Origin of the sequence: Achromobacter xylosoxidans (assembly GCF_002192695.1) — a bacterium.
Taxonomy (GTDB): domain Bacteria; phylum Pseudomonadota; class Gammaproteobacteria; order Burkholderiales; family Burkholderiaceae_B; genus Achromobacter; species Achromobacter xylosoxidans_C.
In genome coordinates, this window is record NZ_MTLG01000055.1 from 1 (window position 1) to 12,047 (window position 12,047).

Consider the following 12,047-nt stretch of genomic DNA (forward strand, 5'->3'; position numbering starts at 1 on the left):
GCCCACCCCCGAAGCGCTGCGCGCTTCCCCCTCAAGGGGGCATGCCTGCGGACCGGCGGAGCCGGATCCGCGGCATCCCGATAGGGGGCACCGTATCAGGGGGCGCAGCTCTCGTACAGCAGTTATGGAGAACCGAAAATGAATTCCCCTCAACGCCCGCCCGCAGAAGGCGCCGCGATGAAACCCATGAAAGTCGGCCTGCTCGGCCTGGGCGTGGTTGGCGGAGGCACCTGGTCGGTGCTGTCGCGCAACGCGGAAGAAATTGCGCGCCGTGCCGGCCGCCGCATCGAAGTGACCCGCGCCGCGGTGCGCGATGTGGCCAAGGCGCGTGCGCGGGTGGGCGACGCCATCCTGGTCGATACCGATGTGCGCGCGCTGGTGCGCGATCCTGAAATCGACATCGTGGTCGAACTGATCGGCGGCGACACGCTGGCGCGCGAGCTGGTGCTGGAAGCCATCGCCAACGGCAAGCACGTCGTGACCGCCAACAAGGCGCTGCTGGCCAAGCACGGCAACGAGATCTTCGCCGCGGCCCACGAACGCGGCGTGATGGTGACCTTTGAAGCCGCCGTCGCCGGCGGCATCCCCATCATCAAGGCGATCCGCGAAGGCCTGACCGCCAACCGCATCCAGTGGGTGGCCGGCATCATCAACGGCACCACCAACTTCATCCTGTCCGAAATGCGTTCGCGCGGCCTGCCGTTCGCCGACGTGCTGGCCGAGGCGCAGCGCCTGGGCTATGCCGAAGCCGATCCCACGTTCGACGTGGAAGGCGTGGACGCTGCCCACAAGCTGACCCTGCTGGCCTCGCTGGCCTTCGGCGTGCCGGTCCAGTTCGAGCGCGCCTACATCGAGGGCATTTCGCAGCTGGCCGCCGAAGACATCGAGCATGCGGAGCGCCTGGGCTACCGCATCAAGCTGCTGGGTGTCACCAAGCGCCGCCCGGACGGCATCGAGCTGCGCGTGCATCCGGCGCTGGTACCGGCCGAGCGCCTGCTGGCCAACGTCGAAGGCGCGATGAACGCCGTGCTGGTCAAGGGCGACGCCGTCGGCCCCACGCTGTACTACGGCCAGGGCGCGGGCGAGGAACCCACGGCCTCGGCCGTGGTGGCCGACCTGGTCGACGTGACCCGTCTGCATACCGCCGACCCGGGCAACCGCGTGCCGCACCTGGCCTTCCAGCCGGACGCCATGTCCGACACGCCGATCCTGCCGATCGAACAGGTCAGCACCTCGTATTACCTGCGCCTGCGCGTGGACGACCAGCCGGGCGTGCTGGCCGACATCGCCCGCATCCTGGCCGACCGCTCCATCTCCATCGGCTCGATGATCCAGCAGCCGTCGCACATCGGCGGCGCCGACATCATCTTCCTGACGCATGAGGCGGTCGAAGGCAACGTCAATCAGGCGATCGAACGCATCGAAGCCTTGCCGTTCGTGCGCTCGAAAGTGACGCGCCTGCGCGTGGAAAATTTGCTATGAAATACATCTCTACCCGCGGCGGCATGACGCCGCTGGAATTCTCGGACATCCTGCTGGAAGGTCTGGCGCCCGACGGCGGCCTGGCGATGCCGGAGCAACTGCCCCAGGTTTCGGCGGAAACACTGGAGTCCTGGCGCGGCCTGCCGTATGCCGACCTGGCGTTCGAAGTGCTGTCGCTGTTCGCCACCGACATCCCGGCCGACGATCTGCGCCGCCTGACGCGCGCAGCCTATAGCCAGCAGACCTTCAACAGCGAGGACATCGTCCCGTTGCGTCCGCTGGACGGCGGCCTGTCGCTGCTGGGCCTGTCCGAAGGGCCGACGCTGGCCTTCAAGGACATGGCCATGCAGTTCCTGGGCCAGGTCTTCGAATACGTGCTGGCCCAGCGCGGCACCACCCTGAACATCGTGGGCGCCACTTCCGGCGATACGGGTTCGGCGGCGGAATACGCCTTGCGCGGCAAGCAGGGCGTGGCGGTGTTCATGCTGTCGCCCCAGGGCCGCATGAGCGCCTTCCAGCGCGCGCAGATGTATTCGCTGCAGGACGAGAACATTCACAACATCGCCGTGCACGGCGTGTTCGACGAGGCCCAGGATATCGTCAAGGCCTTGGCCGGCGACCTGGCGTTCAAGACCAAGTACCGCCTGGGCGCGGTCAACTCCATCAACTGGGCGCGCATCGCCGCCCAGGTGGTGTACTACTTCCACGGCTGGCTGCGCGCCACCAGCAAGGCTGGCGAGCAGGTCTCGTTCGCGGTGCCTTCGGGCAACTTCGGCAACATCCTGTCCGGCCATATCGCGCGCAGCATGGGCCTGCCTATCCGCCGCCTGGTGCTGGCCACGAACGAGAACAACGTGCTGGAAGAGTTCTTCCGCACGGGCGTCTATCGTCCGCGTCCCGCCAAGCAGACCTATGCCACCTCCAGCCCGTCCATGGACATTTCGCGCGCCTCGAACTTCGAGCGCTTCGTGTTTGACCTGGTCGGCCGCGACGCCGCTCGCGTCAAGGAACTATGGGCCGGCATGGCGCGCGACGGCTCATTCGACCTGTCCGCCCTGAAGCCGCAGTTCGAGGAGCGTTATGGCTTCGTGTCGGGCGCAAGCTCGCACGAGGACCGCCTGGCGACGATCCGTTCGGTCTACGACGAAACCGGCGTGCTGATCGATCCGCACACCGCCGATGGCGTCAAGGTCGCGCGCGAGTTCGTCGAACCCGGCGTGCCCATGCTGGTCCTGGAAACCGCCTTGCCGGCGAAGTTCTCGGAAACCATCGAAGAGGCCCTGGGCCGTCCGGCCACGCCGCCGGGCAACCTGGCGGACCTGGAATCCCTGCCGCAGCGCGTCGAGATCATGGATTGCGACGTGGCCGCCGTGCGCCGTTTCATCGAGGCGCACGCCAAGGTGTAAAGGCCGCTAGCGTCTTGTATGCGTGTGCAACCCCTCGCAGGCCGGGCCCGCGAGGGGTTTTTTGCTTTCTGGCGGGTCCGCGGCCTTACCTTCGCATGCATTTTGACCACAACCCGTCACGAATGCGGGGACGGCGTCAGATACAGTGAATTCACGATTCACTTTCGGAGTACACGCCCATGAAACTGAAGACCATGACGCTTGCCCTGGCCTTGACCGGATTCGGGGTACTGGCCGGATGCTCGTCTCCGTCGGTCATTCAGCAGCGGGACGGCAGCTCGACCGTGACGCCCGACACGCCCAAGTACGACAAGGATTCGGGCATGTACGAGTATGACAAGGACGGCAAGAAGGTCCAGATCAACAAGGACGACGTGAAGTCCATCGAACAGGTGAAGTGACCGCCGTTCCGATGGCGCGCCCATGAAAAAGCCCCGGCCGCCTGAGGCGCCGGGGCTTTTCCGTTGGCGTGGAGCGCAGCCTACTGCTTGGCGGCTTCCTCGGCGTGGTAGCGGCCGACGCGTTCGACTTCGTTCTTCGAACCCAGGATCACGCTGACGCGCTGGTGCAGCTTGTCCGGCTGGATCGCCATGATGCGCTGCGTGCCGTTGATCGCGGCGCCGCCGGCCTGTTCGACCAGGAAGCTCATGGGATTGGCTTCGTACATCAGGCGCAGCTTGCCGGCCTTGCCCGGTTCGCGGGCATCCCAGGGGTACATGAAGATGCCGCCGCGGGTCAGGATGCGATGCACGTCCGCCACCATGGAGGCGATCCAGCGCATGTTGTAGTCCTTGCCCAGCGGACCGGTCGTGCCGGCCAGGCAGTCGTCGACGTAGCGCTTGACCGGGGCGGCCCAGTGGCGCATGTTCGACATGTTGATGGCGAACTCCTTGGTGTCTTCCGGCACGCGGATGTTCTCGTGCGTCAGCACCCACGAGCCCATTTCGCGGTCCAGCGTGAAACCCACCACGCCATTGCCGATGGTCAGCACCAGCATGGTCTGCGGACCGTAGACGGCATAGCCGGCCACGACCTGCTTGTCGCCCGGCTGCAGGAAGTCCTGTTCGCACACGGGCGCGCCCGACACATCGTGCGGCGCGTGCAGCACCGAGAAGATGGTGCCGATGGAGACGTTGACGTCGATGTTCGAGGAGCCGTCCAGGGGATCGAACAGCAGCAGGTATTCGCCCTTGGGATAGCGGTTCGGAATCAGATGGATGGTTTCCATTTCTTCCGAGGCCATGGCCGCCAGGTGGCCGCCCCATTCATTGGCTTCGAGCAGGATCTCGTTGGACAGCACGTCCAGCTTCTTCTGCACTTCGCCCTGGACGTTCTCGCTTTCCAGGCTGCCGAGGACGCCGCCGAGCGCGCCCTTGCTCACCGCATGGCTGATGGCCTTGCAGGCGCGCGCGACCACTTCGATGAGCAGCCGCACTTCCGGCGCGAGGGCTTGGGCGGAGCGTTGCTGCTCCACCAGGTATTGGGTCAGTGTTTTGCGTTTCAAAGGAACCTCCTATGCTGCGAATTCTAAAGCCTTGGATACGATTTCCTGCACATTGCGCGACAGGCCGGGGTGGGCGCGCACCTGCTGCAGGGCGGCCTGCATGGGCGTGCGCAGGGCGGGCACGAAGCGCGACCAGTTGTCCAGCGCGCGCGCCAGGCGGGCGGCGATCTCGGGATTGAGGGCGTCCAGCGCCAGCACCTGCTCGGCCCAGAAGGCGTAGCCGGTGCCGTCGGGATGATGCATGCCGCGGGCGTTGTTCAGGCAGAACTGGAAGATCAGCGAGCGCGCGCGGTTCGGGTTGCGCAAGGTGAAGGCGGGGTGCTGCATCAGCTCGCGCGCCGTCTGCACGGTGGTCGAGCGGGCCGCGGCCTGCAGGGCGAACCACTTGTCCACCACCAGGGCGTTGTCGCGCCATTTGTCGTAGAACGCGGCGAGCGCCTTTTGCGGGTATTCGCCCTGGCCGAAATTGACCAGCGCGGACAGCGCCGCCATGCTGTCGGTCATGTTGCCGGCCTTCTCGTACTGCTGCTCGGCCAGGCGCTGGGCGTCGAGTTCGCCCGCGGCCATCAGGTGGCTGAGCGCCAGGTTCTTCATGGCGCGCTGGCCGGCGGGCACCGGCGCCGGGCTGTACTCGCCCGGGGTCTGGTTGTCGTCGAATGCCTGGCGGAATTCGGCGGCCAGCTGGCGGCCCAGTTCGGCGCGCAGGAAGTCGCGCGCGACCGCCAGGGCAGGCGGGTCCACCTGCTGCATGCGTTCGGCCAGGGTCTTTTCGGACGGCAGGGCCAGGGCGCGGGCGCGGTAGGCGGCGTCGAGCGCCGGATCGGTCAGCAGCGCGCGCCAGGTCTCGATGAAGGCAGCCTCGGCATGCAGGGTCTTGCCGGCTTGGCGGGCCTCGGCCAGCGCCAGGATCTGGCGGGTGGCGAATTCCTGGCCGGCTTCCCAGCGCGCGAAAGGATTGCTGTCATGCGCCGACAGCAGGGCCAGTTCCTCGTTGGTCCAGCCGTAATCGACGATGACGGGGGCCGAAAAGTCGCGCAACAGCGACGGCACGGGGCGCTCGGCGATATCCTCGAATACCCATTGCTGGCTTTGTTGCGTAAGTTCCAGCAGCGCGGTGTCCTGGACCCCGCCTGCATGGCGCAGGGGCAGGGCGCGGCCGTCGCGGTCCAGCAAGCCGATGGCGAACGGGATGTGGAAGGGAGCCTTCACGTAGTCGGCGCCAGCCTTCTTTTCCACGCCCACCGGCGGGCATTCCTGGGTGAGCGTCACGGTGCAGCGGCGCGCGGCGGCGTCGTGCTCGAGCTTGGCCGTCACGCGCGGCGTGCCGGCCTGGCGGTACCAGCGGCGGAACACGGACAGGTCGCGGTCCGGGTGCTGGCGCACGTAGACGGATTCCATGGCGGCGACGAAGTCATCGCAGGTCACGGCCTGGCCGTCATGGCGGCGGAAGTACTCGTCCATGCCGGCGCGAAAGCCTTCCTCGCCCAGCAGGGTGTGCTGCATGCGGATGACCTCGGCGCCTTTTTCGTACACGGTCGCGGTGTAGAAGTTGCCGATCTCCTGGTAGCTTTCCGGCCGGATCGGGTGGGCCATGGGGCCGGCGTCTTCCGGAAACTGGGCGGCGCGCAGCGCCACCACGTCGTCGATGCGCTTGACCGCGCGGGCGCTGGCGGCCTCGGCGGCATCCATGCCGTGGGCCATCATGTCGGCGCTGAATTCCTGGTCGCGGAAGACGGTCAGGCCTTCCTTCAGGCTCAGTTGGAACCAGTCGCGGCAGGTGACGCGGTTGCCGGTCCAGTTGTGAAAGTACTCGTGTCCGATGACGGACTCGATGCCTTCATAGTTGGCGTCCGTGGCCGTTTCCGCATCGGCCAGCACGTAGGCGGCATTGAATATGTTCAAGCCCTTGTTTTCCATCGCGCCCATGTTGAAGTCGTGGACGGCCACGATCATGAAGCGGTCCAGGTCCAGCTCCAGGCCGAAGCGGCTCTCGTCCCAGCGCAGGGCCCGCACCAGCGAATCCAGGGCCCATTCGGTCTTGGACTCCGAGCCCGGGTCGCTGTAGACCTGCAGCAGCACGTCGCGGCCGCTGGCGGTCTTCACGGTGGTCTCGCGGTGCGTGAGCTTGCCGGCCACCAGCGCGAACAGGTAGCAGGGTTTGGGGAAGGGGTCTTCCCATTCGACTTCGTTGCGGCCGTCGGGCAACTGGCGGGTGGCCAGCAGGTTGCCGTTGGACAGCAGTACCGGATACTCCGGCTGGGCGCGCAGGGTCACGCGGTAGCGCGACATCACATCGGGCCGGTCCGCGAACCAGGTAATGCGGCGAAAGCCCTCGGCTTCGCACTGGGTGAAGAAGTTGCCGCCCGAGACGTACAGGCCCATCAGCGTCGAATTGGCCGACGGCTTGCAGCGGCTGACGATTTCCACCGTGGCGCTGGACGGCAGGCCGTGGAGGGCCAGGCTGTGTTCGGACAGGCGGTAGCTGTCGGCGGGCAGGGCCGCGCCATTGACGCCTACCGAGACGAGTTCCAGGTCTACCCCGTCCAGGACCAGGGCGGCGTCGGCGCTGGCCCCGGCCTTGCGCTGCACTTGCATCGTGCAGCGCACTTCGGTCGCGTCCGGCGCGAGGTCGAAGGCGAGGGCGACTTCGGGAATGTCGTAGGGGTAGGGCTGGTAATCCTTGCGATATACGGTTACGGGCGTGTCTGTGCGCATGGGATTGCAGTCCTGTATGAACGAGGGCTCTATTGTAGTGGCTGGGCATGATGGGCCGCCCTGGGCCGTTTGGCGTACCGTAAACTTTTTGTAGCGGTTCGAGTCAAAGTCAGTATCATGGCGCCGTCGCGCGCCGGAGGGGTTGCAAAATGTCGAGGTTGTCCATGTTCAATGCACGCCGCTGGGCGGGTCTGCTGGCCGTGGCGGGGGCGCTCGCCTTGTCGGGTTGCGCGGCTCCCACGGTTTCCGCGCGGGTGACGTCGTTTCAGCAATGGCCGGCGGGCGTGGAAGGGCAGACATATCAATTCATTGCCGCGGACGCCTCGCAAAACAACAACCTCGAATATCAGTCCTATCAGGACATGGTGCGTGCCGGCATAGGCGCAACAGGCCTGGTCGAAGCCAAGCCTGGGGCCAAGGGCCGTTTCGACGTGTCGTTCAAGTACGGCACCACCCAGACCCAGATAATGGTGCAGCGTCCGTACGACCCATATTTCTATGGCGGCTACGGCTATGGCGGTTTCTACGGCCCGCGTCCCTGGGGCGCCGGGTACGGCTATTGGGGCCCAGACTGGGTCGACGTGCCGATGGTCGTGCAGCGCAATACCCTCACCCTGCATATCTATGACACCCAGCGCGGCGGCGCGGAGGTATACCGTTCCAGCGCTTTCATATTGAGCGAGCGCGACGATTTCCTACGGACCATGCCGTATCTGGTGCGTGCAATATTTGATAATTTCCCCGGAAATAATGGCGCGGAGCGCGAAATTCGTTTTCCGGTGCAGTGAGTTTCGGCGGCCTTTGGGTCAGCCTTTAAATAAAATCGGCGCACCATTTTGGTGCGCCGATTTTTTAATACTGGCGAATAGGTTCTTATTCTTTGATAAGAAAACTGTCGCGGGTTGCGCCTGCGGCTTCTTCCGCGGCGAGCCAGCGGGGAGCCTTGCCACGGCCGCTCCACGTTTCCCCTGTTTGAGGATGGCGGTACTTGGGCGCAACGGCGCGTTTGGCGGCGTTGGCCGGACGGGCAGCGGCGCCAGCCTTGCGGCGCCCGCCAGTGGTGGCGGCGCGGGCGGGTTTGCCGGCGCCATAGGCTGCAACGATTTCTTCGGGCGTGATGTCGTACTCGCGCATCGACGTGATGATCTGCGTGATCACGGGCTTGCGACGCTTGGTTTGCAGGACTTCAGCCTTCTTTTGTAGTTTGTTGATTTCCTTTTCGATCTTTGCTTGCAGTGCTGCGTAGGATTCTCGGGCCATGGTTTATTCCTGATTATGGAACTGCTGTAATCGCCGGCGAAGTTATGTGTAATTGTTGTGCTTCGCATAATACAGAAATTGTGGCTTGACTTCGCGGTTTCTGAAGCAATTACTTTGTATCAAAAGAGTCGAATGCCGTTTTTTGGTCCGGGAATGCGGCAGTGGCCAAGTCTTGGGAAGGATATTCTCGAATTTGGGACAACTTGAAACAATGCGGGTATTGGTTCACGAGACGGACAAATGGCCGTGCGTGCTCTTGCCTGCGCCCGATTTGTCTCGCTGAGCACGCAAGTACGCGGCTTGCGGGCTGCCGCGCCCGATTGTGCTGGCGGGCGGCGCGACGCTGAACGTGGTCTGATGACGTTGCGTACAGGAGCGGATCAATTGTCTGGCGCCTTGATTTTCGTCCGACCGTTAACCTTCCCGGGTCTGTATTGCCTACCTGATTGCCCGTTTGGCATATTTCATTTTCATGTCAAGTTGTATGACGAGTTTGAAGTGTGCGTCCTGCCTGTATGCCCGCGTGCACCGGTGTCCTACGGCTATTCGGAAAAAGGGGCGCATCGGACATGGTGTGGGCTCGTCTTCTTGGCTTGATATGTAATATTCCGACCCCATTCATTCTCCATGGATAATGCCCGTGGCATTTTTCGCCGCCGGGGTCTTCCCCGGGGGAGTCCTTTCCGCCAGGGAACTCCGCGACGGCCAGGCCGCGCCAGCGTTACGATATGATCTCAAGTATCGCCGCGAGCGCGCGCCTGCGCGCCGCCGCTTCCTGTACAGAGCCCCATGAAAATCATCGATCCCGCCATTGCTTCCCTCGCCACCGCCAAATCCCTGCTGCTCGACCCCTGGGGCCTGACCGAGGCGGACATGGCGCGTGCGCTGGGAGAAATCTTCACGCACAAGGTCGACTACGCCGATCTGTACTTCCAGTACACGCGTAGCGAAGGCTGGAGCCTGGAAGAGGGCATCGTCAAGACCGGCAGTTTTTCGATCAGCCAGGGCGTCGGGGTGCGCGCGGTCAGCGGCGAGAAAACCGCCTTCGCCTATTCCGATTCGCTGTCGCCGGAAGCGCTGTTGTCGTCGGCGCATGCCGTGCGCGGCATCGCGCGCCGCGGCGCAGGCAAGGTAAAGGTGGCGGCGCAGGTCGAAGCCGAGATCGGCCGCAGCCTGTATGCCGATATCGATCCGGTGGCTACGTTGAGCGCCCCCGAGAAAGTCGCCCTGCTCGAACGCGTGGAGCGCATGGCTCGCGCGCGCGATCCGCACGTGATCCAGGTCATGGCGGGCCTGGGCGCCGAATATGACGTGGTGCTGGTGGCCGGCAGCGACGGCCGCCTGGCCGCCGACGTGCGTCCGCTGGTGCGCCTGTCCCTGACCGTGATCGCGGAGCGCAATGGGCGCCGCGAGATGGGCCATGCCGGTGGCGGCGGCCGTCTGGGCCTGGCCTATTTCACGGACGAAATGCTGCAGGGCTACGTCGAGCGCGCGGTGCACGAAGCCATGGTGAATCTCGAGGCGCGCCCGGCGCCGGCCGGCGAAATGACCGTCGTGCTGGGTTCCGGCTGGCCCGGCATCCTGCTGCACGAAGCCGTCGGCCATGGCCTGGAAGGCGATTTCAACCGCAAGGGCTCCAGCGTGTTCTCCGGCCGCATCGGCGAGCGTGTGGCCTCCAAGGGCGTGACGGTGGTGGATGACGGCACGATTCCGGATCGCCGCGGTTCGCTCAACATCGACGACGAAGGCAACGCCACCCAGCGCAACGTGCTGATCGAGGACGGCATCCTGCGCGGCTACATGCAGGACACGCTGAACGCGCGCCTCATGAAGACCGCCGCCACCGGCAACGGCCGCCGCGAATCGTTCGCGCACCTGCCCATGCCGCGCATGACCAATACCTACATGCTGGCGGGCGACAAGCCGGCCGAGGAAATCGTGTCGTCCGTCAAGCGCGGGCTGTACGCGGTCAACTTCGGCGGCGGCCAGGTCGACATCACCAACGGCAAATTCGTGTTCTCGGCGTCCGAGGCCTACATGATCGAAAACGGCAAGGTGACCTATCCGGTCAAGGGCGCCACCCTGATCGGCAACGGTCCGGACGCCATGACCCGCGTCACCATGATCGGCAACGACCTGCAGTTGGATTCGGGCGTGGGCACCTGCGGCAAGGACGGCCAGAGCGTCCCCGTCGGCGTGGGCATGCCTACGGTCCGCATGGAAGGCCTGACGGTCGGTGGTACCGCCTGATCTGAAAAAACGCTGGTGACGGCTCAAGAAAATTGTGCTAGAGTCAATCCCCATGAAATTCGCGTCCCCCGCCTTTTATTTTTATTTTTATGGTTTTCTGAAGCCGCTGGCGGAGGAAGGGACGCGCTCAATCTGAAGTTTGGAAAGAATCCCCCCAAAAAAGCCGCCAGCGAACTGGCGGCTTTTTTTGCGCCGCCAGTTGAGGAAAACCTACTCGGGAACATCCCCGTGGCGGGCAACCCAGGAGCAGTACCGTGTCACACAATACCGACGACCTTCGCATTCGAGAAATCAAAGAGCTGAACCCGCCCGCGCACGTCATGCGCGAGTTCGCCTGCACCAAGGAGGCGTCCGACACCGTGTTCGCCGCCCGCCAGGGGATGCACCGCATCCTGCACGGCATGGATGACCGGATGATCGTCGTGATCGGTCCCTGCTCGATCCATGACACCCGCGCGGCCATCGAATATGCGAAGCGTCTGAAGCCCGTGCGCGACCGGCTGAGCGCCGACCTGGAAATCGTGATGCGCGTGTACTTCGAGAAGCCGCGCACCACCGTGGGCTGGAAGGGCCTGATCAACGATCCGGATCTGGATGGTAGCTTCGACATCAACAAGGGCGTGCGCGTCGCCCGCGAACTGCTGCTGGATATCAACAGCCTGGGACTGCCAGCGGGTTGCGAGTTCCTGGACATGATTACGCCGCAGTACATCGCGGATCTGGTCTCCTGGGGGGCGATCGGGGCTCGGACGACGGAAAGCCAGGTGCATCGCGAACTGGCTTCGGGACTGTCGTGTCCGGTGGGGTTCAAGAACGGTACCGACGGCAATGTGAAGATCGCGGTGGACGCGATCAAGGCGGCGTCGCAGCCGCACCATTTCCTGTCGGTGACCAAGGGCGGCCATTCCGCCATCGTGTCGACGGCCGGCAACGAGGATTGCCACGTCATCCTGCGCGGCGGCAAGGCGCCGAACTACGACGCGGCAAGCGTCGAGGCGGCCTGCCAGGACATGTCCAAGGCCGGCCTGGCGCAACGCATCATGATCGACGCCAGCCACGCCAACAGCAGCAAGAAACCCGAGAACCAGCCGCTGGTCATCGATGACGTGGCGCGTCAGATGGAAGCGGGCGACAGCCGCCTGGTCGGCGTCATGGTCGAAAGCCATCTGCTGGGCGGCCGCCAGGACATGGTGCCGGGTACGCCGCTGGTCTACGGCCAGAGCATCACCGACGGCTGCATCGACTGGGATGCCTCGGTCGCGGTGTTGGAGCGCCTGGCCCATGCGGTGCGCGAACGCCGCCGGGTCGCCCTGACCTCCGGCAAGTAACCCCCTGGCAGCGCCGCGGATCGCCAACGCCTGGCGGTTTGCGGCGCGGCGTGCGCGGCGGCGTAGAATAATCAGGTTAACGAACCCGAGATCACGCTGACC

At 64.7% G+C, this 12,047-nt stretch carries 9 protein-coding genes; 6 read left to right on the forward strand and 3 right to left on the reverse strand.

Annotation, left to right across the window (positions count from 1 at the left end; translation table 11 throughout):
• Positions 1-177 precede the first annotated feature (177 nt).
• From BRO63_RS08770 to BRO63_RS08780, 3 genes are all read left to right on the forward strand, one after another.
• A complete protein-coding gene (locus BRO63_RS08770; RefSeq protein ID WP_088139348.1) occupies positions 178-1,482 on the forward strand; it encodes a homoserine dehydrogenase in 1,305 nt (434 codons plus the stop codon).
• Positions 1,479-2,888, forward strand: coding sequence for a threonine synthase (gene thrC, locus BRO63_RS08775; RefSeq protein ID WP_088139349.1), 1,410 nt, complete (start codon positions 1,479-1,481; stop codon positions 2,886-2,888). Before BRO63_RS08770 ends, thrC begins: the two co-directional genes overlap by 4 nt.
• Positions 2,889-3,067: 179 nt before the next feature.
• Positions 3,068-3,289 carry a YgdI/YgdR family lipoprotein gene (locus BRO63_RS08780; RefSeq protein WP_088139350.1) on the forward strand — a complete coding sequence of 74 codons (222 nt, stop codon included), beginning with the start codon at positions 3,068-3,070 and terminating at the stop codon, positions 3,287-3,289.
• 80 nt (positions 3,290-3,369) lie between these two features.
• On the opposite strand, the gene BRO63_RS08785 is transcribed toward BRO63_RS08780, so the two are convergent.
• Entirely contained in the window at positions 3,370-4,392 is a 1,023-nt protein-coding gene (locus BRO63_RS08785; RefSeq protein ID WP_088139351.1) for a class 1 fructose-bisphosphatase, read from the reverse strand.
• A 9-nt stretch (positions 4,393-4,401) separates the two neighbouring features.
• Positions 4,402-7,107, reverse strand: coding sequence for an aminopeptidase N (pepN, locus tag BRO63_RS08790; protein ID WP_088139352.1), 2,706 nt, complete (start codon positions 7,105-7,107; stop codon positions 4,402-4,404).
• Positions 7,108-7,256: 149 nt separating this feature from the next.
• On the opposite strand from pepN, the gene BRO63_RS08795 reads away from it, so the two are divergent.
• A complete protein-coding gene (locus tag BRO63_RS08795) occupies positions 7,257-7,895 on the forward strand; it encodes a DUF4136 domain-containing protein (protein ID WP_088139353.1) in 639 nt (212 codons plus the stop codon).
• A gap of 85 nt (positions 7,896-7,980) precedes the next feature.
• Here the strand turns inward: BRO63_RS08795 and BRO63_RS08800 are convergent, their stop codons facing one another.
• Positions 7,981-8,367: an H-NS histone family protein gene (locus BRO63_RS08800; RefSeq protein ID WP_088139354.1), complete on the reverse strand. Its 387-nt coding sequence runs from the start codon at positions 8,365-8,367 to the stop codon at positions 7,981-7,983.
• Positions 8,368-9,156: 789 nt separating this feature from the next.
• Between BRO63_RS08800 and tldD the strand changes: the two genes are divergently transcribed.
• Positions 9,157-10,617, forward strand: coding sequence for a metalloprotease TldD (gene tldD / locus BRO63_RS08805; protein ID WP_088139355.1), 1,461 nt, complete (start codon positions 9,157-9,159; stop codon positions 10,615-10,617).
• Positions 10,618-10,871: 254 nt separating this feature from the next.
• Entirely contained in the window at positions 10,872-11,945 is a 1,074-nt protein-coding gene (gene aroG / locus BRO63_RS08810) for a 3-deoxy-7-phosphoheptulonate synthase AroG (protein ID WP_088139356.1), read from the forward strand.
• Positions 11,946-12,047 lie beyond the last annotated feature (102 nt).